At 67.2% G+C, this 23,893-nt stretch carries 21 protein-coding genes; 5 read left to right on the top strand and 16 right to left on the bottom strand.

Annotation, left to right across the window (positions count from 1 at the left end; genetic code table 11):
* The first annotated feature begins 93 nt into the window (after positions 1–93).
* On the top strand, positions 94–2,268 hold the full coding sequence (locus ACWTPI_RS08640) for a TonB-dependent siderophore receptor (RefSeq protein ID WP_454731425.1): 2,175 nt from the start codon (positions 94–96) through the stop codon (positions 2,266–2,268).
* Between the two features lie 85 nt (positions 2,269–2,353).
* Here ACWTPI_RS08640 and ACWTPI_RS08635 read toward each other — a convergent pair whose 3' ends face one another.
* From ACWTPI_RS08635 to ACWTPI_RS08605, 7 genes are all read right to left on the bottom strand, one after another.
* Positions 2,354–3,592, bottom strand: a complete 1,239-nt coding sequence (locus ACWTPI_RS08635; RefSeq protein ID WP_029043232.1) for a cystathionine beta-lyase — start codon at positions 3,590–3,592, stop codon at positions 2,354–2,356.
* 105 nt (positions 3,593–3,697) lie between these two features.
* Entirely contained in the window at positions 3,698–4,255 is a 558-nt protein-coding gene (locus ACWTPI_RS08630; protein ID WP_052165784.1) for a hypothetical protein, read from the bottom strand.
* A 76-nt stretch (positions 4,256–4,331) separates the two neighbouring features.
* On the bottom strand, positions 4,332–5,516 hold the full coding sequence (gene bktB, locus ACWTPI_RS08625) for a beta-ketothiolase BktB (RefSeq protein ID WP_059413077.1): 1,185 nt from the start codon (positions 5,514–5,516) through the stop codon (positions 4,332–4,334).
* 94 nt (positions 5,517–5,610) lie between these two features.
* Positions 5,611–6,990: a 30S ribosomal protein S12 methylthiotransferase RimO gene (rimO, locus tag ACWTPI_RS08620; RefSeq protein ID WP_052165781.1), complete on the bottom strand. Its 1,380-nt coding sequence runs from the start codon at positions 6,988–6,990 to the stop codon at positions 5,611–5,613.
* Between the two features lie 748 nt (positions 6,991–7,738).
* Positions 7,739–8,071 (bottom strand): hypothetical protein, encoded by a 333-nt coding sequence (locus ACWTPI_RS08615; protein ID WP_454731424.1) that lies wholly within the window; start codon positions 8,069–8,071, stop codon positions 7,739–7,741.
* A gap of 78 nt (positions 8,072–8,149) precedes the next feature.
* Positions 8,150–9,145: a lipid II-degrading bacteriocin gene (locus ACWTPI_RS08610; protein ID WP_454731423.1), complete on the bottom strand. Its 996-nt coding sequence runs from the start codon at positions 9,143–9,145 to the stop codon at positions 8,150–8,152.
* Between the two features lie 783 nt (positions 9,146–9,928).
* Entirely contained in the window at positions 9,929–10,906 is a 978-nt protein-coding gene (locus tag ACWTPI_RS08605) for a tRNA dihydrouridine synthase (RefSeq protein ID WP_454731422.1), read from the bottom strand.
* 316 nt (positions 10,907–11,222) lie between these two features.
* Between ACWTPI_RS08605 and ACWTPI_RS08600 the strand changes: the two genes are divergently transcribed.
* Positions 11,223–11,522 (top strand): type II toxin-antitoxin system RelE/ParE family toxin, encoded by a 300-nt coding sequence (locus ACWTPI_RS08600; RefSeq protein ID WP_454731421.1) that lies wholly within the window; start codon positions 11,223–11,225, stop codon positions 11,520–11,522.
* Positions 11,523–11,525: 3 nt separating this feature from the next.
* Positions 11,526–11,816, top strand: a complete 291-nt coding sequence (locus ACWTPI_RS08595; RefSeq protein ID WP_454731420.1) for an addiction module antidote protein — start codon at positions 11,526–11,528, stop codon at positions 11,814–11,816.
* A gap of 100 nt (positions 11,817–11,916) precedes the next feature.
* Here ACWTPI_RS08595 and phaR read toward each other — a convergent pair whose 3' ends face one another.
* The 4 genes from phaR to phaC form a co-directional block, all read right to left on the bottom strand.
* On the bottom strand, positions 11,917–12,468 hold the full coding sequence (phaR, locus tag ACWTPI_RS08590) for a polyhydroxyalkanoate synthesis repressor PhaR (protein WP_017229831.1): 552 nt from the start codon (positions 12,466–12,468) through the stop codon (positions 11,917–11,919).
* A 364-nt stretch (positions 12,469–12,832) separates the two neighbouring features.
* Positions 12,833–13,573 carry a 3-ketoacyl-ACP reductase gene (locus tag ACWTPI_RS08585; protein WP_454731419.1) on the bottom strand — a complete coding sequence of 247 codons (741 nt, stop codon included), beginning with the start codon at positions 13,571–13,573 and terminating at the stop codon, positions 12,833–12,835.
* A gap of 142 nt (positions 13,574–13,715) precedes the next feature.
* Positions 13,716–14,897, bottom strand: coding sequence for an acetyl-CoA C-acetyltransferase (locus ACWTPI_RS08580; protein ID WP_454731418.1), 1,182 nt, complete (start codon positions 14,895–14,897; stop codon positions 13,716–13,718).
* A gap of 76 nt (positions 14,898–14,973) precedes the next feature.
* A complete protein-coding gene (phaC, locus tag ACWTPI_RS08575) occupies positions 14,974–16,797 on the bottom strand; it encodes a class I poly(R)-hydroxyalkanoic acid synthase (protein ID WP_029043225.1) in 1,824 nt (607 codons plus the stop codon).
* A 359-nt stretch (positions 16,798–17,156) separates the two neighbouring features.
* On the opposite strand from phaC, the gene ACWTPI_RS08570 reads away from it, so the two are divergent.
* A complete protein-coding gene (locus ACWTPI_RS08570; RefSeq protein WP_454732458.1) occupies positions 17,157–17,420 on the top strand; it encodes a hypothetical protein in 264 nt (87 codons plus the stop codon).
* Positions 17,421–17,432: 12 nt separating this feature from the next.
* Here ACWTPI_RS08570 and pgeF read toward each other — a convergent pair whose 3' ends face one another.
* Both pgeF and ACWTPI_RS08560 read right to left on the bottom strand, forming a co-directional pair.
* Positions 17,433–18,254, bottom strand: coding sequence for a peptidoglycan editing factor PgeF (gene pgeF / locus ACWTPI_RS08565; protein ID WP_454731417.1), 822 nt, complete (start codon positions 18,252–18,254; stop codon positions 17,433–17,435).
* Positions 18,244–19,425: an RluA family pseudouridine synthase gene (locus tag ACWTPI_RS08560; RefSeq protein WP_454731416.1), complete on the bottom strand. Its 1,182-nt coding sequence runs from the start codon at positions 19,423–19,425 to the stop codon at positions 18,244–18,246. The genes pgeF and ACWTPI_RS08560 overlap by 11 nt, the downstream gene beginning before the upstream one ends.
* A 52-nt stretch (positions 19,426–19,477) precedes the next feature.
* On the opposite strand from ACWTPI_RS08560, the gene ACWTPI_RS08555 reads away from it, so the two are divergent.
* Positions 19,478–20,308, top strand: a complete 831-nt coding sequence (locus ACWTPI_RS08555) for an outer membrane protein assembly factor BamD (protein ID WP_029043233.1) — start codon at positions 19,478–19,480, stop codon at positions 20,306–20,308.
* Between the two features lie 75 nt (positions 20,309–20,383).
* Here the strand turns inward: ACWTPI_RS08555 and ACWTPI_RS08550 are convergent, their stop codons facing one another.
* The 3 genes from ACWTPI_RS08550 to ACWTPI_RS08540 all read right to left on the bottom strand — a co-directional run bounded on the left by ACWTPI_RS08550 (position 20,384) and on the right by ACWTPI_RS08540 (position 23,874).
* A complete protein-coding gene (locus tag ACWTPI_RS08550) occupies positions 20,384–22,597 on the bottom strand; it encodes an ATP-dependent DNA helicase (protein WP_454731415.1) in 2,214 nt (737 codons plus the stop codon).
* Between the two features lie 127 nt (positions 22,598–22,724).
* A complete protein-coding gene (locus ACWTPI_RS08545; protein WP_020201219.1) occupies positions 22,725–22,928 on the bottom strand; it encodes a YdcH family protein in 204 nt (67 codons plus the stop codon).
* Positions 22,929–23,076: 148 nt separating this feature from the next.
* Positions 23,077–23,874 (bottom strand): hypothetical protein, encoded by a 798-nt coding sequence (locus tag ACWTPI_RS08540; protein ID WP_454731414.1) that lies wholly within the window; start codon positions 23,872–23,874, stop codon positions 23,077–23,079.
* Between the last annotated feature and the right edge of the window lie 19 nt (positions 23,875–23,893).

Below are 23,893 nucleotides of genomic sequence, written 5' to 3'. Positions count from 1 at the left end.
GCCGCGGCGCCCGCCTTTCATCCGCTTTCGTCGTACCCATCCAGGCCCGCCAGCGGGCTGGCCTGGCCTCACTTTTCCTAAAGAACCGTCCTTATGCCTTCTCTTCGCCCATCGCAAGGGTGCGCCGCCGCATGCGCGCCCGCTCTCCGGCTCTCGCCTGTCGCCAGCGCGGTGCTGGGCCTGACCGTCGCCTTCGCCGCGCTGCCGGCACTGGCCCAGGCCCAGGCCCAGACCCAGGCCGAAGCCACCTTGCCGACCGCCACCGTGTCCGCCTCGCGCGACGCGGAGCCGGCCAAGGTCGAGCGCGTGAGCGGCGGCGCGCTGGGTGACCGCAAGCCGGTGGACACGCCGTTCTCCGTGGTCGGCGTCACCAGCGAGGAGATCCAGGAGCGCATGGCGCAGACCGCCAACGACGTCTTCAAGTACGACCCGTCGGTATCCATCCTGGGCGACAACACGCGCACCGAGAATTCGTATTTCGCCGTGCGCGGCATGCGCGTGGACCCGCTCAACGGCACCAAGGTGGACGGCCAGAATTTCGTGGCCTGGGATACCGAGCTGCCGCTGGAGCCGTTCGAGCAGGTGGAACTGCTCAAGGGCCTGTCCGGCTTCATGTACGGCTTCGGCACGCCCGGCGGCATCGTCAACTACGTGGTCAAGCGCCCCACCGACACGCCCTATCGCCAGTTCACCTTCGGCTACCAGGCCAACAACATCTGGAGCGAGAAGCTCGACCTCGGCGGCCGCTTCGGCGTCGACGACCGCTTCGGCTACCGCATCAATGCCGTCAACGAGGAAGGCAACTCGGTGGACCCGAACGTGCGCGTGCGCCGCCAGGTCTTCTCGCTGGCCACCGACTTCCGCATCACGCCGGACCTGACCTGGTCGGCCGACGTCATGTACTGGAAGCGCAAGACCAGCGGCACGCTCTTCGGCATGTCCTTCGCGCCCGGCGTGGACGTGCCCGGCGCCAGCAAGGTCGCGCGCAACATCGTGCAGCCCTACTCCTCGCACGAGACCGACACCACCACCGTGGGCACCGGCCTGGACTACCGCATCAACGACGCCTGGAAGGCCAGCTTCAAGTACCGTTTCGCGCGCGAGAACCGCCTGAACGCGGACAGCTTCCTGTTCGTCGAGGACGCCGCCGGCAATTTCTCCGACACGCAGTACCGCTGGAAGACGGCCTACTACTACCAGGCCTACGACGCGATGGTGCAGGGCAAGTTCGACACCGGCGGCATCAAGCACGAGGTGGTGGCCGGCGTCGGCTACCAGACCCAGGTGCGCGAGCTGGATTCCGGCCTCGGCGGCAACGGCATCTACCTCGGAGAGAGCAACCTGTACAACCCGGTGCCGCTGCCCGAGCAGGCCGGCGTGGGCAAGGACTACGTGCCCTACCGCGACTACAAGATCACGCAGAAGTCGCTCTACCTGAGCGACACCATCCAGTTCACGCAGCGTTTCTCGGTGCTGGCCGGCCTGCGCTACACGGACTTCGCCCAGAGCAGCTACGACACCTCGGCCCAGACCACCTCGCGCTACAAGGCCAGCCCGGTCTCGCCGACGGTGGCGCTGATGTACAAGACCGACGACTTCTCCACCGCCTACTTCAGCTACGTGCAGGCGCTGGAGCAAGGCGGCTCGGCCGGCATCACCAACGCCAACTACCCGGCCGTCTACGGCCCGCTCAAGAGCAAGCAGTACGAGATCGGCTTCAAGACCGAGCGCCGCGACTGGGGCGCCAACGTGGCGCTGTTCCGCGTGGACCGCGGCTACGAGTACACCAACACCGCGAACGTGTTCGTGCAGGACGGCACGCAGCGCTTCACCGGCCTGGACACCAGCGGCTGGCTGCGCATCGCGCGCGACGTGCGGCTGCTGGGCGGCGTGATGTGGCTCAACGCCAAGGCGCACGGCGTGGACGATCCCGCCATCGATGGCAACCGCGTGTACGCCACGCCGCGCTACATCGCCACCGCCCGCGTCGAGTACGACACGCCGTTCCTGCGCGGCCTGACGCTGTCGGCCGGTGCCAAGATCACCGGCGACATGTACGTGAACTCGGCCAACACGCAGAAGGTGCCGTCCTACACCACCGTGGACCTGGGCGCGCGCTACCTGACCAAGGTCGCCGGCAAGGCGGTGACGCTGCGCGCCGGCGTCAACAACGTGGCCGACAAGCGCTTCTGGACCACCACCTACGACGGCTTCGTGCTGCCGGGCGCCTCGCGCACCTTCCTGGCCAACGCCAGCGTGCAGTTCTGACCGCGCTGCCGGCGCCTTCCGCGCGCGCCATGAAAAACGGCCCCGCCGAGGCTTCGGCGGGGCCGTTTTCGCATGCGCGCCGGACTCAGGCGCGCAGCGTCGCTTCCATCCCCGCGCGCAGGTCGGCGATCAGGTCGCGCGTGTCCTCCAGGCCGATGTACAGGCGCACCAGCTCGCCCGTGCCTTCCCAGCCGGCCGGCGGCCAGCTGCCCGCCGGCCGCATGGTCTGCACGTGGTACGGCACCGCCAGGCTGTGCGCGCCACCCCAGGACCAGCCGATGGCGAACAGGCGCAGCGCCTCGACGAAGGCGTCGACCTGCGCGCGCGTGTAGCGCTCGCGCAGCACGATCGAGAACAGGCCGCTGGCGCCGGTGAAGTCGCGCCGCCAGAACTCGTGCCCCGGGCAGTCGGGCAGCGCCGGGTGCAGGACCTTGGCCACTTCCGGGCGCCGGCACAGCCATTCGGCCACCTCGCGCGCGGCGCGGTCGTGCGCGGCCAGCCGCACCGGCATGCTCGGCAGCGAGCGCAGCACCAGGTAGCAGTCGTCGGCGGACACGCCCCAGCCCATCAGCATGCGGGAGCGCCTGATGCGGTCGTGGAGCTTGTCGTCGCGGGTCAGCACCGCGCCCATCAGCACGTCGCTGCCGCCCGACTGGTACTTGGTCAGCGCCTGCACCGAGATGTCGATGCCCTTGTCGAACGGCCGGAAATACACGCCGGCCGACCAGGTATTGTCGATGGCGGTGAGCACGCCGCGCGCGCGCGCCGCGGCCACGATGGCTTCGGTGTCGGGGATTTCCATCGTCACCGAGCCGGGCGACTCCATCCAGATCAGCTTCGTGTTCTGGCGGATCAGGCCCGCGATGCCGGCGCCGATCATCGGGTCGTAATAGCGCACCGACACGCCGAAATCGCGCGCCAGCCATTCGCCGTGCTCGCGGTTGGGGCCGTAGACGTTGTCGGGCACCAGCACGTCGTCGCCCGACTTGACCAGCGCGAAATACACCTGCGAGATCGCCGCCAGGCCGGACGGCAGCAGCAGCGTGTGGCGCGCGCCCTCGATCAGCGCCAGATGCTGGCACAGCGCCTCGCTGGTGGGCGTGGCGTGCAGGCCGTAGCGCCAGTAGGTGGTGGCGCCGTCGCCGTGCGCGCGCAGCTCCGCGAGGTTGCGGAAGACCACGGTGGAGCCGCGGTGCGTGGGCGGCGAGAACGAGGCGAAGCCGGGCGCGAGGTCCAGCTCCGGCTGGACGGCCACGGTTTGCAGGAAGGCGGGTTGGGGAGCGGGCTGAGAAGCGGAGGGCTCCGGCGGCTGGCGGTCGGACACGATGGTTCCTTGTCTGGCGATGACTCGATAAGCATTCGAGCTTACCAGCATTCCGGCGCGCGTTGGCCCGGGGTGCCTTCTTCGCCTCCGCCCGCGCCCGGCTGGCTAGTGGTCGGAGATCGACGACTTCGGCGGCGGCGGCGCGTAGGTGATGCCGCTGCCGGGCCTCATGTCGAACGGCGGGATCACCAGCACGCCGAGCGGCCGGATCATGAAAGGCAGCACGATGGCCGGGTTGGCCGGGTCGGTCCAGTTGCCGCGCACCGCGCCGGTGGCGTCGATGGCGCCCTCCCAGTTGCCGGTCACGTGGGTGCCGTCGCTGGATTCTTCCATCAGGAAGCCGCCGTTCTCGTATTCGCCGGCCAGCAGGCGCACGCCGCCGCCGCCCGCGCTGTATTCGCCGTGCACGCTGTCGCGCTCGTCCGGCTTGGGGCCGATGCGCAGGCGCACCGGCTGGTCGCCCAGCGTGCCCACATAGACCGGCAGCGACGCGTATTCGGGGCGCGGCGCGAGCGGCCGGGGCGCGCCCGTGGAAAGCTGCGCGCCGCGCTTCGCCTCGCCGTCGCGGATCGCCTGGTTGATGCCGAAGCCCTTGCCGTCGCCAGCGGGCGGCGCCGTGGACAGCTCGGTGCCGCCGGCGGCCAGCGCGGCGCCGGCCAGCATGGCCGCGGCCACGCCGGCCGCCAGCGGCAGCCGGGCGCGGAACGATCGGTTCGCGGGACGACGCACTGCCGCTGCCTCAGATGCGCTCGAAGATGGCCGCGATGCCCTGGCCGCCGCCGATGCACATCGTCACCAGCGCATAGCGGCCCTGCACGCGCTGCAGCTCGTACAGCGCCTTGACCGTGATCAGCGCGCCGGTGGCGCCGATCGGGTGGCCGAGCGAGATGCCGGAGCCGTTCGGGTTGACCTTGGCCGGATCGAGGCCGAGCGCCTTGGTCACGGCGCAGGCCTGCGCGGCGAACGCTTCGTTGGCTTCGATCACGTCGAGGTCCGCCACGCTCAGGCCGGCGCGCGCCAGCGCCTTCTTCGTGGCCGGCACCGGGCCGATGCCCATCGTCTTCGGGTCCACGCCGGCGTGCGCGTAGGACACCAGGCGCGCCAGCGGCTTGAGGCCGCGCTTCTCGGCCACGCCGCGCTCCATCAGCACCACGGCCGCGGCGGCGTCGTTCAGGCCCGAGGCATTGCCCGCGGTGACGGTGCCGTTTTCCTTGACGAAGACCGGCTTGAGCTTGGCCATGTCGTCGATGGTGACGTCGTGGCGCACGTGCTCGTCGGTGTCGAAGGTCACGTCGCCCTTGCGGGACTTGAGCGTGATCGGCAGGATCTGGTCCTTGAAGTGGCCGGCGCGGATGGCCGCCGAGGCGCGGCGGTGCGACTCCAGCGCGGTCTCGTCCTGCTGGCCGCGGCTGATGTCGTATTCCTTGGCCACGTTCTCCGCCGTCACGCCCATGTGGATGCTGTGGAACGGGTCGTGCAGCGCGCCGAGCATCATGTCGAGCAGCTTGGCGTCGCCCATGCGCGCGCCCCAGCGGGCCGACTGCGCCAGGTACGGCGCGCGGCTCATGCTCTCGGCGCCGCCGCCGATGGCCACGTCGGTGTCGCCCAGCAGGATGGTCTGCGCGGCGCTCACGATGGCCTGCAGGCCCGAGCCGCACAGGCGGTTGACCGTCAGCGCGGGCGCGTCGATGCTCACGCCGCCCTCCACCGCCGCCACGCGCGACAGGTACATGTCGCGCGGCTCGGTCTGGATGACGTTGCCGAACACCACGTGGCCGACCTCGTCGCCGCCGACCTGCGCGCGGGACAAGGCCTCGCGCACGACCAGGGCGCCCATCTGGGTCGGGGAAAAATCCTTCAGGCTGCCGCCGAAGGTACCGATCGCGGTCCGGACGCCGCTCACCACCACCACTTCACGTGTCATCTTGTGTCTCCTGGGCTGATGTTGCAGCGCACAGTATAGCGGCGCGCCGGGCAAAACGAACGACCGTACTTTTACCTAAGCCTCGCCGGGCGGGTCAGACCTCGCCCCACAGGTCGTGGCCGTCGGCGCCGGTGATCTTGACCTCGACGAACTCGCCGACCTTGTAGCGCTGCCCCGCGCCCGCCGGCGGATCGATATAGACCAGCCCGTCGATCTCCGGCGCATCCGCGGCCGAGCGGCCGATGCCGCCGTCCTGGTTGACCTCGTCCACCAGCACGCGCAGCGTCTGCCCCACCTTGCGCTGCAGGCGGCGCGCCGAGACTGCCTCCGCCACCTCCATGAAGCGCGCGCGGCGCTCCTCGCGCACCTCGTCCGGCAAGGCGCCCGGCAGGTCGTTGGCGGTGGCGCCGTCCACCGGCGAATAGGCGAAGCAGCCCACGCGGTCCAGCTCCGCCTCGGCGATGAAGTCCAGCAGCGTCTGGAACTCCGCCTCGGTCTCGCCGGGGAAGCCGGCGATGAAGGTGCTGCGGATGGTCAGCTCCGGGCAGATCTCGCGCCACGCGCGGATGCGGTCCATCGTTTTCTCGGCATTGGCCGGGCGCTTCATGCGCTTGAGCACGTCCGGGTGCGCGTGCTGCAGCGGCACGTCCAGGTAAGGCAGCACGTGGCCCTGCGACATCAGCGGAATGATCTCGTCCACGTGCGGGTACGGGTACACATAGTGCAGGCGCACCCAGGCGCCGTAGCGGCTCGCCAGTTCGCCCAGCGCCGCCACCAGCTCGGTCATGCGCGTCTTGAGCGGACGGCCGTCCCAGAAGCCGGTGCGGTACTTCACGTCCACGCCGTAGGCGCTGGTGTCCTGCGAGATCACCAGCAGTTCCTTCACGCCCGACTTGAACAGGTTCTCCGCCTCCAGCATGACCTCCGCCACCGGGCGCGACACCAGGTCGCCGCGCATCGACGGGATGATGCAGAACGAGCAGCGATGATTGCAGCCCTCGGAGATCTTCAGGTAGGCGTAATGCTTGGGCGTGAGCTTGATGCCGGCCGGCGGCACCAGGTCGGTAAACGGATCGTGCGGCTTGGGCAGGTGCGCGTGCACCGCCTGCATCACCTCGCCCAGCGCGTGCGGGCCGGTCACGGCCAGCACCTTGGGATGCACCGAGGTAATCATGTCCTCGCCATTGGCGTTCTTCTTCGCGCCCAGGCAGCCGGTCACGATGACCTTGCCGTTCTCGGTCAGCGCCTCGCCGATGGCGTCCAGGCTCTCCTGCACCGCCTCGTCGATGAAGCCGCAGGTATTGACCACCACCAGGTCCGCGCCGTCGTAGGTGCCGCTGATGGCGTAGCCCTCGGCGCGCAGCTGGGTGATGATCTGCTCGGAGTCGACCAGGGCTTTCGGGCAGCCCAGGCTGACGAACCCCACATTCGGAATACGGTCTTTGTTGGTCGTTGATTCTGCAGGGTTTTTCACGGTTACTTCCAGATGTGGGGCGGGCCGGGCGGGACATGGCCGCCGGGCCGTACGAAGCCAATCGCGCATTTTAACCGTTCGCCGGCGTTTGCCGGCGGCTAAGGCCACACATCTCCATTCACCCGAAGTCTCTCCCCATTTGACGCCTAAGAAGTCGTTTCAAAATGGAGCGAAGCGGTCCTGGCTAAGGCCGAGCAGGGAATTCGGTGATCCGCCTGCGCAGCGACGCGCCCTGCAAGGGTGCGGCCGCAGACAGTACAAGTGGTACTTGCCGTGCCGCGCAACGATGCCAGGATCCTTTTGAAACGGCTTCTAGAGCCTCACGGCCGTGAGGCCGTGCACCCACCCTCCCACTTGCGAACAGCTGAAATCGTTCGAGACTCCACTTCGACGGCAGCCACCAAGCTGGTGACTGCTCTTGCACCTGCGACAGATCGCTTGCCAGTCCCTACGAAAAGCTACTCTTAATTAACATTAACATTATGCCAATGCCATATCAGCGAGCGCCGGTTCCTTTTTTGTTCTTGCCGTACCGAACTATGGCCAGATCGGGCAGCCACAAGCAGCATGTTTGCCGAGGGGCGGTTGCCCAGTTCCAATGCCATATGCACATTGCTTTTCTGCCTCACGCTCGTCAGGGAGCCCGTAATCGGGACAGGGTCCACTGGTCCACTATCTCAGTTCACTCATGCCGACGTCAGCCGTCGGCGGATATGCAGCCCCTTATGCGCCTCCTCACCGATACACTCTATTGCAGGCTCAGTTCCAGCCCTCCTTTGCAGTCCACCAATGCCAAGTATTTCTGCCCGCCTTTGCGGAATGCAATGCTCGACAGCGTGGAGTCATACACCGAGCCGGGGATAAATTCGATATCGTCAGTTCCTTTTCCGTTGCGGATAAAATAATCGCGTACGGCTGATTCATAAAACTGCGGAGTCGCATCTGGGCAAGTCCCCGTATTACCATCATAGTGGCGCAACCCTATTACAAATGGGACCAAGAAGATCGCCAACACAGCAGCAACCAGGACACCGACAAGAGCAACCCCCATCCGATTTAATATTTTCAATATTATTTTCATTTGCTATAAATAAATTATCCACATAAGTATAAAATAAACAAATAAAATAATACCCCCCGAAAAAGAACTTTTGCTTCTCTATTTCTTACCAGGACCGAGCGGGGGATCCTTCGGTGTGGGATACTTGATCGGCGGCATCGATTGGTTACTCAAAGGACCATCGAATTCGAGCGGAGCGGCTCCAGTGAATTCGATGGTGTAGTCAGTATGGCCAAAGGTATCGCCAATCCAGCGAAGGAAGGTAGTCAGAGCCTCCTGATAAAATTTGCGCACATTCGGGTCCGCATCGTAGCGATCCGGATTCAGGGTGTAGCGCCCCCTGAACGAATAGTGACCGTTTTCCGTAACGGTTACGATGCCGTCGATTCGACCGGAAACCCGACCAAGCGTACCGCCGACCCAACCATTCTGCAGCATTGGCTCGAAGGTATTGTATGAAAAGGGCACGTTGATGGCATATTGACCGGGTGTGCGGTTCAATTGCACAAGGGCTTTGAAATCACCATGAATTCTATCGAGTGCGAGAGAAAGCTGCAGACCTTCGACCGGGACGCGCACGCTCTGGCCACCACCGTCAATCCAGTGCCACAACGCCTTGATTGGTAGCAGCGGATTACCATACCAGCTTCGCCCTGGATCCGCTGAGGTCAAGCGGCCATTTGCCTGCCATTGATACAACCCGGCGAGTTCGGCCACGAAATTTGGGCGCATGGCCTGCTCCAATGTCAGACCATATTGCGAACCACCAACGATATCCAGCGAGTGAGCCGCCATGTGATCAGTAAACTCGCCCCACGAGCGAATCTGCCCCCACGCAAAGGGACCAGGTCGGCCACTCAAGCCCTTGCAGAATTCCTCAAGGACGCCTTGAGGGTTACCCAATTGGGCCTGGTCAAAAACCTTCACGCCGTTGTACATTAAGCCGTAGGCCAACTGCGCCGGATTAGTAGGAGGCGAACCCGGGGGCGGCATGACGGGCGAGGTACCGCTGCTACCAGTACCCCAAAATGGATCACCTTGTGGCGGATTTGCATAGACCGTGACGGTCGGGAGAGTACCAATATCAATGGACATGAAATTTCTCAGCAATAATTGAATTCGATATAGAGAAACAAAAATCCGTCTAAATCCACCTTGACAGGCATGAACCCACTGAACAAGCAGAGGCTGCCTGTTCACGTCGCCCGACCCGAGCTAGGAAAAATCTCTTCGCTCCGACGCGCGCAACGCGACGGACTGGCCTCTCCACTCCAACCACGCGCCTCTCTTGACTTTCTTGACTTTCTTTATCCCCAATCGAGTCAACAATGGCATCTCCAGTCATGGATTAACAAGAGACAGCCGGGCACAATGGGACAGCATACCGATTCTGCAATCGCGATAAAATCGGCCAACTCTTAATCCGACCATCTTATTTTTGTTACCGGAATTAAATATGAATTAATTATTTTTATGGAACCAATTCAACGGTAATTTGATTTCGGAAAAAACTTAGGCATATTCCGAAGTTCACAAAAATCTCAGCGCCCTGAGTCGATAAGATCACAGAGAACAGTTTTGGCACCCGATGGATTCTTCCGCACTCATTAGGTGCCGCTTTTGGGTTGCTGAGCACACGCTGACATCCAGAGTGCTGCAGTAACGCTCCGCCTATGTGACGCCGGAGGTAGTTAGCTAGCGTCGTGCTGGAGGTGGGACGGCGCCGTGACAGTAGTGAGCTGACACGCAGGCTGTGGGAGTGAGAACATTGCGGGCAGTGTCGAACGGCTGATGGAAAGCGAACTCGCTCCGCAATATCAGGGGTTCGAATCGGAATGACGGCGAGACTATGCTATGGGGAGAAATACTAAGCAAACATCACTTTAACGATGACGATGCTGGCAAGGGCGCCACAGCATTTTCTATCACCCCACGTATTTCCCTCGAATCCTGCATGCGCCGGATCGCGTCATGCAGTTCGGCGGCCTGCGGCCAGGTCCGCTTCAGGTAGCTGAGCCACAGCTTGACGCGGCCGTGCTCATGGCAGGAGGCGATGCGGTCCTGCAGTTTCCTCAGATAGTCGGCGATATGACGAAGCACCAGCGGCCATTCCTCGCCGCAGGGCGAGCGCGCCATGCGCCCGCGTATGCGCAGGGCCAGGAAGGGATCGGACACGGCGCCGCGCCCGATCATCACGTCGGCGCAGCCGCTCACGGCCCGGCATCGCTCCCAGTCGTCCACGGTCCAGACGTCGCCGTTGGCGATGACGGGCACGTCCACCGCGTCATCGATGCGCGCGATCCATTCCCAGTGGGCCGGGGGCCGGTAGCCGTGGTCGCGCGTGCGGGCATGCACGACGATGGAGGCCGCGCCGCCTTCGGCCAGCGCGGTGGCGCAGTCGATGGCCAGCGAGGTGTCGGACACGCCCAGCCGCATCTTGGCGGTCACGGCGATGCCGGCGGGCACCGCGGCGCGGACCGACGACACGATGCGGTTGAGCAGGCCGGGGTCCGCCAGCAGCATGGCCCCTCCGCCGTGCCGGTTGACGATCTTGGCGGGACAGCCGAAGTTGAGGTCGAGGCCGTGCGGCGACAGCGCCGCGGCCTGGGCGGCATTCCGCGCCAGCCATTCGGGATCGCTGCCGAGCAACTGGATCACCATCGGCGTGCCGCCGGGCGTGCGGGCGCCGTGCAGCACCTCGGGCGTGTCCCGCTCGTAGACGCGCCCGGGCAGCAGCGAGCCCGTCACCCGGACGAACTCGGAGACGCACCCGTCATAGCCGCCTGCAGCGGTCAGCACGTCGCGCAGGACGTAGTCGGCAAGCCCCTCCATCGGGGCAAGGAAGAGCCGGCTCATGCGGGAGTGGGCGCGCAGCCGCTGCCCTCGCCCCGGCGATATGCCGGCGCCGCGGAAAACGCGAAACCGGGCGCCTGGACGGGCTCGGCCTGGGCGGCATGTGCTGCGGGAATGGCTTGGATTTCGGAGGGCATCGGGATTGGCGCTGCGCGGACGATCACGCAGATGAATCGCCACATTCGGGAGGGGCAGCCGCCGCGATCGTTGCTGGCGCTGCCAGGACCGGCGTGATTCTAACCGATCCCCCGGCGGCGGACTTCGGCGCGGGCCGCGGGGAGCCATTGCGAGATCGTAGCGCATACGCTACAGTCTGGCCATGTTCGAGATCCGGACCACGACCACCTTCGACGCCTGGTTCGCCGGGCTGCGCGACCGGCAGGCCCGGATCCGCATACAGGTCCGCATCGACCGCCTGGAGCGGGGAAACGCCGGCGATGCCAAGCCTGTCGGCGGCGGCATCAGCGAAATGCGCATCGACCACGGGCCCGGTTACAGAATCTATTTTCAGCAACGCGGCGCGGTGCTCGTGATCCTGCTATGCGGCGCAGACAAGACGACACAGCAGGCCGACATCGACAAAGCCCATGCCATCGCCGCACGTCTCGACCTGGAGTAAGCCATGAAAGAATCCACTCGCCCCTGGGACTCCGCCGAACACCTGAAAACGGACGAGGATATGGTCGCCTATTTCGAGGCCTGCCTGGCCGAAGCCAGCGACGATCCCAGTTTCATCGCACATGCGCTGGGCGTCATCGCCAAGGCGCGGGGCATGTCGAAGCTGGCACGCGACACGGGGCTGTCGCGCGAGAACCTCTATCGTTCCCTGTCAGGCGAAGGCAACCCCGAATTCAGCACCATCTGGAAGGTGATGCGCGCACTGGGAATCCGTCTGCACGCCGGCCCGGCCTGAGGCCAGCCATTTCGACGATCGTCCGGCCAGCCCTTGCGCGAAAACCTGCCGCCCGTGGCCGGGGCGGAGATGGTGGCAGGCCAGCCGGCAGGCACCCGCCCTACTTCTTCTCCGGCTGATTGAACGGGAACGTGCCGAACATGTTCTTGGCCTGGCTCTGCATCTGTTCCTGCATCTGCACGAACAGGTTCTTGCTCTGCTCGATGTAGTTGCTCATCATCCCCTGCATCATCGGGCCCTGCATGTTCATGAACTGGGACCACATATCGGGGCTGAACGGCTCGCCCGAGTACAGGCCCTTGGAGTTCTCGGCCAGCTTGCTCTGGATGTCGATGAAGGCCTGGATGTTCTTCTCCAGGTAGGTGCCCATCATGCCCTGCATCGCATGGCCGTAGAAGCGGATGATCTGCGAGAGCATCGCGCTGGAGAACATCGGCACGCCGCCGGTCTCTTCTTCCAGGATGATCTGCAGCAGGATGCTGCGCGTGAGCTCGTCACCGGACTTGGCGTCGATCACCTTGAAATCCTCGGTGTCCATCACGAGCTGCTTGACGTCCGCCAGCGTGATGTAGGTGCTGGTCTGCGTGTCGTAGAGCCGGCGATTTGGATACTTCTTGATCAGTCGCTCTGCGCCTTTCTTGGTGGTAGCCATCGGTGCTCTATCCTTTTATCGTCGCTGTTGCATGCTGCTGCACCGCATGCTGTGCGGTGCGCAATCGGGGGAACCGCCAGCGGGGGATACAACGTGTTGACCTGCAACGCATGATCTATTTTGGTGCGGGCATGCCGCTGCCCTGATTCTATGCCCAACAAGGCACTATTGAAAGCCGGCGCGTTTAAGGAAAACCCGCACGGGGCAATGGATTGCGGGAATTCCCGGGGGAAGGCCGCGGTTTCCGGCGCAGCATTGATGCGGTGCGGGCAATGCAACGCAATATCGGCGCCGGAAAAGAAAAGGCCCTCCGCAGAGGGTCCTGGCACTGGCAGGCCGCCCCGGCAGCGAGGCGGTCCCGCGCTCAGCCCATGTGCAGGCCGCCGTTGAGCGAGAAGTCCGCGCCGGTGGCGAAGCCCGACTCGTCCGAAGCCAGCCACGCGCAGATCGACGCGATTTCTTCCGGGCCGCCGAGGCGCTTGACCGGAATCGTGCCGACGATCTTGTCGAGCACGTCCTGGCGGATCGACTTGACCATGTCGGTGGCGATGTAGCCCGGCGACACGGTGTTGACGGTCACGCCCTTGGTCGCCACTTCCTGCGCCAGCGCCATCGTGAAGCCGTGCAGGCCCGCCTTGGCGGTCGAGTAGTTGGTCTGGCCGAACTGGCCTTTCTGACCGTTGACCGACGAGATGTTGATGATGCGGCCGAAACCGCGGTCGGCCATGCCGTCGATGACCTGCTTGGTCACGTTGAACAGCGACGTCAGGTTGGTGTCGATCACGGCGTCCCAGTCGGCGCGCGTCATCTTGCGGAACACCACGTCGCGCGTGATGCCGGCGTTGTTGATGAGGATGTCGACCTCGCCAACCTCGGCCTTGACCTTGTCGAAGGCGGCCTTGGTCGAATCCCAGTCTGCCACGTTGCCCTCGGACGCGACGAAATCGAAGCCCAGGGCCTTCTGCTGCTCGAGCCACCTCTCGCGGCGCGGCGAATTGGGGCCGCAGCCGGCCACCACCTTGAAGCCTTCCTTGGCCAGGCGTTGGCAGATGGCCGTTCCGATGCCGCCCATGCCACCCGTTACGTATGCGATGCGCTGAGTCATATCTACTCCTTGATGGCTAGTTGTTATTAGGCCGGCGGCGGGAAAGCCATCTCGCCGCCGGCACACCCCTCTGAGCGGCCGGGCGCGGCATGCCGCGCCCGGCCATCGCTTTGCTTACCGGCGTTCCAGCGCTCGCGCTCTGTTACTGGCGTTCCACCGCCAGCGCCACGCCCATGCCGCCGCCGATGCACAGCGAGGCCAGGCCCTTCTTCGCGTCGCGGCGCTTCATCTCGTGCAGCAGCGTGACCAGCACGCGGCAACCGGACGCGCCGATCGGGTGGCCGATGGCGATGGCGCCGCCGTTGACGTTGACCTTGGAGGTGTCCCAGCCCATCTGCTGGTGCACGGCCAGGGCCTGCGCGGCGAAGGCTTCGTTGATTTCCATCAGGTCGAGCTCCCCGACGCTCCAGCCGGCACGCGACAGGCAGCGCTTGGAGGCCGGCACCGGGCCCATGCCCATCACCTTGGGATCGACGCCGGCGGTGCCGTAGGCGCGGATGGTGGCCAGCGGGGTCAGGCCGAGCTCCTTGGCCTTGGCGGCGGACATCACCACCACGGCGGCGGCGCCGTCGTTCAGACCCGAGGCGTTGGCCGCCGTCACCGTGCCGGCCTTGTCGAAGGCGGGCTTGAGGCCGGACAGGCCGTCCAGCGTGGCGCCGTGGCGCACGTATTCGTCGGTGGCGAACAGCACCGGGTCGCCCTTGCGCTGGGGAATCGGCACCGGCACGATTTCCTCGGCGAACCTGCCGGCCTTCTGCGCGGCCTCGGCCTTGTTCTGCGAACCGACCGCGAATTCGTCCTGGGCCTCGCGCGTGATGCCGTATTCCTTGGCCACGTTCTCGGCGGTGACGCCCATGTGGTACTGGTTGTAGACGTCCCACAGGCCGTCCACGATCATGCTGTCGACCAGCTTGGCGTCGCCCATGCGGAAGCCGTCGCGCGAGCCCGGCAGCACGTGCGGGGCGGCGCTCATGTTTTCCTGGCCGCCCGCCACCACGATCTCGGCATCGCCGGCGGCGATGGCGTTGGCGGCCAGCATCACGGCCTTCAGGCCGGAGCCGCACACCTTGTTGATGGTCATGGCCGGCACCATCACCGGCAGGCCGGCCTTGAGCGAGGCCTGGCGCGCCGGGTTCTGGCCGGAGCCGGCGGCGAGCACCTGGCCCATGATCACTTCGCTGACCTGCTCGGGCTTGACACCGGCGCGCTCGAGCGCGGCCTTGATGACGATGGCGCCCAGCTCGGGCGCCGGGATCTTGGCGAGCGAGCCGCCGAACTTGCCAACCGCAGTACGGGCAGCGGATACGATGACAATGTCAGTCATTGGGAGATCCTCTCGAGGTAATTGCATGTAGGAAGTGAATCAGCCGGCCGCGTGCGGCAGCCGGCCCGGACCTGTCTCATGCCCTGGCCTTGACGTAGCGTCCGGGGGCAGGCTCGATGGCACGGTAGTCCTTGTTTCCGTAGTCCGCAGGCGCGGCCTTGCGCGCGCCGGCATGTTTGGCCAGCCACGCCGACCAGTCCGGCCACCAGCTGCCGGGATGCTCGGTCGCGCCGTCCAGCCATGCCTGCGCGGAGTCTGCGATCTTGTCGTTGATCCAGTGGCTGCGCTTGTTCTTGGCCGGCGGATTGATCACGCCGGCGATGTGGCCGGACGCGCCGAGCACGAAGCGCACCTTGTTCTCGAGCAGCGCGGTCGAGGCGTAGGACGACATCCACGGCACGATGTGGTCCTCGCGCGAGCCGTAGACATAGGTCGGCACGTCGATGCTGCCCAGGTCCACCGGCGCGTTGCACACGGTCAGCCGGCCCGGCACCTTCAGTTCGTTCTGCAGGTAGGTGTGGCGCAGGTACCAGCAGTACCACGGGCCCGGCAGGTTGGTGGCGTCGCCGTTCCAGAACAGCAGGTCGAACGGTACCGGCGTGTTGCCCTTCAGGTAGTTGTCGACGACGTAGTTCCACACCAGGTCGTTGGGGCGCAGGAACGAGAACGTGTTGGCCAGCTCCACCCCGCGCAGCAGCGCGCAGGGCGCGCCCGCCGCACCGCCGAGGGTGGCCTCGCGCAACTGCACGTGGGCCTCGTCGACGAACACGTCCAGCACGCCGGTGTCGGCGAAGTCGAGCAGCGTGGTGAGCAGCGTCAGGCTGGCCACGGGGCGCTCGCCGCGGTGGGCCAGCACGGCCAGCGCGGTGGCGGCGATGGTGCCGCCCACGCAGAAGCCGAGCAGGTTGATCTTGTCCTGGCCGCTGATCTCGCGCACGACCTCGATCGCGCGGATCGCCGCGTGCTCGATGTAGTCGTCCCAGCCCAGCTCCGCCATCGAGGCGTCCGGGTTGCGCCACGACACCACGTAGACCGTATGGCCCTGCCCCACCATGTAGTTGACCAGCGAGCTTTCGGGCTGCAGGTCGAGGATGTAGTACTTGTTGATGCAGGGCGGCACCAGCAGCAGCGGGCGCGCGAACACCTTGCTGGTGGTGGCCTTGTACTGCAGCAGCTGGAAGTAGGTGTTCTCGTAGACCACCGCGCCTTCGGTGACGGCCACGTTACGGCCCACCTCGAAGGCGGAGTCGTCGGTCTGCGAGATCTTGCCGCGGCCGAGGTCGTCCAGCATGTTGCGCACGCCGGCGCGCAGCGATTCGCCGCCCGACTCGATCAGGCGCTGCTGCGCCTCCGGGTTGGTGGCGAGGAAGTTGGCCGGCGACATGGCGTCGACCCACTGCGAGATCGCGAAGCGGATGCGCTGGCGCGTCTTGGCGTCGGCCTCGACCGCGCCGGCCAGCTCGTTCATGGCGCGCGCGTTGATGAGGTAGAACGCGGCCGCGTAGTGGAACGCGGCGCTGCTGCGCCAGGCTTCGCCAGAGAAGCGGCGGTCGCCCAGGACCGGGGCGGGACCGGCATCGCCCTCGGCCATGCGGCGCCACAGCTCGGTGAAGTCCTTCATGTAGCGCTGCTGGATGTCGGCAAGCTGGTCGGGCGGGATCTTCACGCCCGCCGCGGCGGAACCGGCCAGCGCCTCGAAGCCGGGGATGCCCGGCATGCCGGGCAAGCCCTGGGGCATTGCCGCGCCGTTGCCGCTGCCATTACCGCTACCACTGCCGTTGGCCTGCGCCTGACGGGACCATGCCAGCCATGCCGCTGGATCGAATGGCCCCGGTGCAAATGAAAACGGTTGGGACTTGTCTTCCTTGGAGGAAGCTGCCGCACCTTTGCCGGTTGCCATGATGTTTCGTCTCTCTGCCGTCACTTATTTGAAGGCCGGCCGGACGGTGTGCCGCCACTGCGCGCTACGCCGCCGCCAGCCCCGGGACCGGCCCGCCCCGGCGCCCTCGGCTGGTGGCGCCATGCGGTATGCTTGCCGGATATGCCGCGCCGCGGACCGGGCGGTCCCGGCGGAGCCTGCGAATGACCGCGAGCAGACCGCCTCGCAAGACATTCGAGGCCATTGTTGCCTTGCAATGTTCTGCCTGTCAATGCGGAAAACTGCGCGGGCGCAAGGCACCGGCAGATTGCGCCGGGCGCGCCCCGGAACCGGGCCCGCCGCGCGAAGGGGCGAGCTTGCCCGAGGAGGATGACGTTCTGATGTATATCGTTGCGATCGGCTGGCTCTACGTGGTGCTGATGATGGCCATCACCGAGCATACCGTGGTGGCGGGCGTGGCCACCTTCGTCTTTTATGGCCTGGGGCCGGTTGCCATCCTGGTGTACATCATGGGCACGCCGGGCCGCCGCCGGCGCCGCAAGGCCGAGGAAGCGCAAGCGGAAAAAGCGGCGGCGGCGGACGCCGCGGATGCCGCCGCGCCCGCGGACACGCCTGCCGGCGCGGCGCAGGCACCGCGCGAATGAAGCAGCAGGGGTTCAGCCTTCCAGCCAGGCCAGGCTGGCCATGCGGCCGGTGACGCCGTCGCGCCGGTAGGAATAGAAGCGCTGCGCGTCGGTGACGGTGCAGGCATCGCCGCCGTGGACGTCGAGGCAGCCGGCCCGGGCCAGCCGGGTCCGCGCCAGCGCGTAGATGTCGGCGAAGTACTTGCCCGGCGCGCCGGGACGGAAGGCCGCGCCGACCTGCGCGATTTCCGCCGGCCGCGCCGCGTCGAGGAAGGCCTGCCGCACTTCCGCCCCCACTTCGAACGCGGTCGGCCCGATGGCCGGGCCGAGCCACGCCAGCCATTGCGGCCGCGGCCCCGCCTGCGCGCCCATGCGCGCCAGCGCGGCCTCGATCACGCCCGCGCACAGGCCGCGCCAGCCCGCGTGCGCGGCGCCGACCACGGTGCCGGCGCGGTCGCACAGCAGCACCGGCAGGCAATCGGCGGTCATCACCGCGCAGACGCGCCCCGGCGCCGTGGCGATGCTGGCGTCGGCCTGCGGCACCGCGCCGCCCGAGGCAAACTGGTCGGCGGTCGCGACCGCGCAGCCATGTACCTGCTCCAGCCACGCCGGCGCCGACGGCAGCCGCGCGGCCAGGCGCGCCCGGTTGGCGGCCACGGCCGCGGGGTCGTCGCCCACGTGCGTGCCCAGGTTGAGCCCGCCGCGGCTGCCGTCGGCGAGGCCGTAGGGCGCGCCGCTGACGCCGCCCTGGCGCGTGGTGGACAGCGCGCGCACGCGCGCCGGCGCCGGCCAGTCCGGGACCAGCCAGTCCGCCTCGGTCGATGCCGGGTCGGTCGATGCCGGCTCAGTCGTCATCGCCGTACACCCACACGCCGTCTTCGCCCTCGACCCAGCCGTCATCGTCGTCATCGTCGCCGGTGCCTTCGAAGTCGAGCACGTCGATCAGCGCCTGCAGGTCTTCGGGCGGCGGCGCCTCCCAGGACATGTCCTTGCCCGTCACCGGGTGCACCAGCCCGAGCCGGAAGGCGTGCAGCGCCTGGCGGTCCAGCGGCCGCGGCAGCGGCGCCTTGATGGCCGGGCGCTGGCCGCGCCGGGTGGCGGCGCGGTGGTAGACCGGATCGCCCAGCAGCGGATGGCCGATGGATTCGAAATGCACGCGGATCTGGTGCGTGCGGCCGGTTTCGAGCTGGCACATCACCATCGAGACATGACCGCGGCCCAGCGGCACCGTGCCCAGCGTGCGGAAATGCGTGCGCGAGGGCTTGCCGCTGTTGGTCAGCACCACGCCCATGCGCGTGCGCTCGCGCGGGTCGCGGCCGATCGGCGCGTCGATGGTGCCGGAATCGGGCGTGGTCCCCCACACCAGCGCCAGGTAGCGCCGCTTGACGGTGCGCGCCTGCAGCTGGCGCACGAGGTCGGTCTGCACGGTCAGCGTGCGCGCCACCACCATCAGGCCGGTGGTTTCCTTGTCGAGCCGGTGGACGATGCCGGCGCGCGGCAGCCCGACCGCTTCGGGATAGCGGTGCAGCAGGCCGTTGAGCACGGTCCCGCCCCAGTTGCCCGCGGCCGGGTGGACCACCAGCCCGGCGGGCTTGTTGATGACCAGCAGCGCGGCGTCCTCATACACCACGTCCAGCTCGACGTCCTCGGCCACGAAGGCGCGCGATTCCGGCGCGGCCTGCGGCCTCACCTCGATGCGCTCGCCCATCTGCACGGCGTCGCGCGAACGGCGCGGCGCGCCGTTGACCAGCACCGAGCCGCCCTCGATCCATTGCTGCAGGCGGCTGCGGGAGAAGCCGCCGAGATGGCGGGCCAGCAGTTTGTCGAGGCGCTCTCCATGTGAAGCGCTGTCGACATCGAACGAGACCGGCTGCATCTCCGTCTCGATCGGCGTGAGCGGCGCGCCGGGCGGCAGGCCGCCCAGCGCGGCCACGTCGACGAGGTCTTCCAGGTCCTCCACCTCGTTCAAGGCGTCGGCCGGATCCGCGGCGCGCGGCGTGGTGCCCTTGACGGCGGTTTCCGGCAAGGGGCTTGGGCTATAATGCTTGACGCTATTTTTCATCCGGGATACGTTGCCCATGCAATTGATGAGCATGAAGCGCGCCAGTTGGCGCGCAAGAATTGGAGCGATTCTGCTCGCAGGCGGCTGCGTCATGCTGTCGGCATGCGGCCTGCTGTCGGATCAACCAGACGAGACTGCCGGCTGGTCGGCCAACAAATTATATTCGGAAGCCAAGGACGCTCTCGATTCAGGTGACTTTACCCGCGCGGTCAAACTGTACGAAAAGCTCGAAAGCCGCTATCCGTTCGGCCGTTTCGCGCAGCAGGCGCAGATCGATACCGCCTACGCCAACTACAAGGACGGCGAGACTGCCGCCGCGCTGGCCTCGGTGGACCGCTTCATCCAGTTGCACCCGAATCACCCGAACATCGATTATGCCTACTATCTCAAGGGCCTGATCAACTTCAACGACAACCTCGGGTGGCTTGGCCGTTTCTCGGGCCAGGATCTCAGCGAGCGCGACCCGAAGGCCGCGCGCGCCGCGTATGATGCCTTCAATACGCTGATCACGCGCTTCCCGGAAAGCAAGTACGCCCCGGATGCCGCCGCGCGCATGCAGTACATCGTGAACTCGCTGGCCCAGCACGAGGTCCACGCGGCACGCTACTACTACCGCCGCGGAGCCTACCTGGCCGCCGCCAACCGCGCCCAGCAGGCCCTCAAGGACTATGACGGCGCGCCGGCCAACGAGGAAGCGCTGTACATCATGATCCGCAGCTACGACTCGCTGGGCATGAAGGATCTGCGCGACGACACCGCGCGCGTGATGGAAAAGAACTTCCCGAACAGCGATTACATCAAGTACGGCGAGCGCCGCAAGGACAAGTCCTGGTGGGAAGTGTTCTGAACGGCAGCCAGCGCTGACGAAAAAGCCCGATTCCGATCGGGCTTTTTCTTGCCTGCGCGCCCGCCCGCGCGCGTCCTACGCGGCGGGCGCTTCGCCGCCGGATTCGCCGCCGGCGCCGCTTTCCGCCTGATCCGCCTCCCCCGCACCCTCTGCCGCCAGTCCGCTCCCGCCGCGCAGCGACTCCAGGAAATGGATCACCGTGTCCGCCTCGCGCGTGCGCTTGAACGGCGGCAGGCTCTGCCAGATCTGGCGGCCGTAGGGCTTCTCCACCAGCCGGGTATCGCAGATCACCAGCACGCCGCGGTCGGTTTCCGAGCGGATCAGGCGCCCGGCGCCCTGCTTGAGCGTGATCACCGCGTGCGGCAACTGATGCACGGCGAACGGGCTCAGCCCCTTCTTCTGCAGCACTTCCATGCGCGCGGCCAGCACCGGGTCGTCGGGCGGCGCGAACGGCAGCTTGTCGATGATGACCAGCGACAGCGCCTCGCCGCGCACGTCCACGCCTTCCCAGAAGCTCTGGCTGCCGACCAGCACCGCGTTGCCAAGCTCGCGGAAGCGGTCCAGCAGCTCGGTGCGGCTGGCCTGGCCCTGCACCAGCAGCGGCAGTTCCAGGCCGCGCTCGGCGAAGGCGTCGTAGAGCAGGTCCGAGGCGCGCTGCACCGCGCGCAGCGTGGTGCACAGCAGGAAGGCGCGCCCGCCGGCGGCCTCGATCAGCGGCAGCGCGGCCTGCACCACGGCGTCGGTGAACTGCGGCGACTGCGGCGCCGGCAGGTCGCGCGGCACGTAGAGCAGGCCTTGCTCGGCATAGTCGAACGGGCTCGGCAGCGTGAGCGATTTCTCCTTGTCCAGCCCGAGCTGCGCGGCGTAGTGGCTGAAATTGCCCTTCACCGACAGCGTGGCGGAGGTGAAGACCCAGGCGCGCGGATGCCCCTCGCGCTGGCGCGTGAAGATCGGCGCGATCGACAACGGCGTGCGGTGCAGCTGCACGGTATGCGAGAACACCTCCACCCAGCGCACGGTGTCCGGCCCGAAGGCCGCTTCCGGCGTGGCGCCATCGGCACCATCGGCACCCTCGGCGCCGGCCGGGGCCGGGGCCGGTTTCGGCGCGGCCTTGGCGTCGCTGCGCCACGCGGCCAGGCGCTGCTCCAGCTCCACCGCGCGCCGGTGGCACTGCTCCAGCGATTCGGCGCGCTCGGCCTGGCTCTCGAGCAGGGCCACGAAATCCGCCAGCGCGCTTTCCAGCGCGTCCAGCGTCTCGAAGAACGGCTTGCCGATGCGCGGATCGGCCTCGACCTGGCTGACCGCCAGGCGCACGTTGTCCTTGCTGAAGGCCAGCCGCAGGTCGCGCGCGGCGCGTTCCAGCGGCGCGGCCATGCGCACCCAGTCCGCCGCGTCGCGCGCATGCGAGAGGCCCTCGGCCACGGTGTCGCGCGCGATCTCCAGCAACTGGCTGGTGGACAGGCTCTCGCCGAAGAACAGCGTGGCGGTTTCCGGCAACTGGTGCGCTTCGTCGAAGATCACGGTGTTGGCCGCCGGCAGCAGTTCGGCCATGCCGGTATCGCGCAGCACCACGTCGGCGAAGAACAGGTGATGGTTGACCACCACGATGTCGGCCTGCTGCGCCTCCTTGCGCGCGCGCATGACGAAGCACTCCTTGTACTGCGGGCACTCCGTGCCGAGGCAGTTGTCGCGCGTCGACGTGACCAGTTGCCAGACCGGCGCGTTCTCCGGCACCGAGGCCAGCTCCGCCTTGTCGCCCGACGCCGTGACCTTGGCGAAGCTGGCGATCTCGCGCAGCCAGGCCGCATCCTGGCGCGACGCCAGCCGGCCCTGCGCCTCGGCCCGCTCCAGGTGGTAATGGCACAGGTAGTTGGCCCGCCCCTTGAGCAGCGACACCGACACCGGCACGTTGAGCGCGCGCCGCACCGTGGGGATGTCGCGCAGGAAAAGCTGGTCCTGCAGGTTCTTGGTGCCGGTGGAGAGGATCACCTTGCCGCCCCACAGCATCGCCGGCACCAGGTAGGCGAAGGTCTTGCCGGTGCCGGTGCCGGCCTCGACGATGACCGTGTCGCTGCGCTCGATGGCGCCCGCCACGGCCGCGGCCATGCGCTCCTGCGCGTCGCGCGGGCGGTAGCCGTCGATGGCCTGCGCCAGCGTGCCGGTCCTAGCGAAGATGGTGGCCAGCTGCGCCGCGTGGGCGGCCGCCTGGTCGACCTGGCCCGCCGGCACGGCGGCGGCGCCTTCGGAGACGCCGGAGGCGTCGGGCGTGGCCGCGAGCGTATCGGGCATGTCAGGGGTGTCGGGGAGATCTTCGGAGGCAGGCAAGGCGGGGCTTTCTGGCGAGCCGGCTCGGCGCCGGCCCGTGGATGAGAGGGATGAAGAGATCGGGAGGTCGGAAAGGTCGATCGGCGGGCGCTCAGGCGGGCACGTCCGGCTCGAGCTGAAGCTGGAGCAGCGTGATCGCATCCTTGAGCTTGAGGCGGCGCTTCTTCAGGCGCCGCATCTGCAGTTCGTCGTGCACGGCGTCGGCCGCCATGCGGTCGATCAGGTAATCCAGGTCGCGGTGCTCGATCTGCAACTCCATGATCTGCCGCGCTAGGGTATTCAGGTTGCGGTCCATAGGCTCCCCCTGCTCAAGGCCGGCGCTGCGCCGGCGGCGCCGGCATGGTGTCGGGCACCGGCTGTTGTCGCCAATCGTGGCCTGTCATGGCCTGTTGCTGCCTGTCCTGGCCGGCATTGCCCCCGGCCCCGGGCGCGGCTCGCGCCGCTCAGAAGCCGAAGGGCCGCGGCGCCGAGCCCTGCCCTTGCTGCTGTTCCTTGGCCTTGGCGCGGCGCTCGTCGAGGTCCTTCTGCCGCTGCTCGGCGTCGCGCTGCTTGGCGTCGAAGGCCTTGACGTTCTCCTGCCGCTGCTGGGCCTTTTGCGCGCCCTGCTCCTGCGCCTGCTTCACGCGGGCATCGAAATCCGCCTGCTTCTTGTCGTAGGCCTGCGCGTTGGCGGCGCGCTGCGGCGCGCCCGCCGCGTGCTCGGCGTCGCGCAACTGCTGCTCCTGCTGCTTGCGCTCGAAGCTCTCGCGGCTGGCCTGCTCGTTGGCCTCGCGCTTGGGCTGGTCGGCCTCGTATTCGGCGCGCTGGACGGCCTGCTGGCGATCGCGCTCGACCGCCTTGAAGGCACGCTCGGCCTCGCCGACTTCCAGTTCCCGCTTGCGCAGCACCTGCAGCTCGGCGCGCTGCTGGTCCTTGGCCTTGTCGAGGCAGTGGGTGACGAAGAACTTGCTGTAGCAGTCGTGCGCGGCCTGCCCGTAGCGGTAGTTGGTCCATTCGCGCGAGTCGCCGATGGCCTTGCGCTCGGCGGCGAAGTCCCGGGGCGGCGCCTGCGGCGCGGTGGCCTCGGGTGCCGCTGCGGGCGCCTGCGCCATGCCGGGCACGGGGCATAGCCAGGCCGCCGCGAGGGCGGCCAGCACGATGCGCCGCGCCCGCGGCAGGCGGGGCGCGCGGGCCACCGCGCGGGTGGCGCGGGGGGCGGAGAACGCGGCCGGATGAGCGGCCGGATGTGGCTTGACGATCATGCCCCGATTCTATCACCCG

This window comes from Cupriavidus ulmosensis (assembly GCF_977008105.1).
This window is presented reverse-complemented; position numbering and strand designations above follow the sequence as displayed.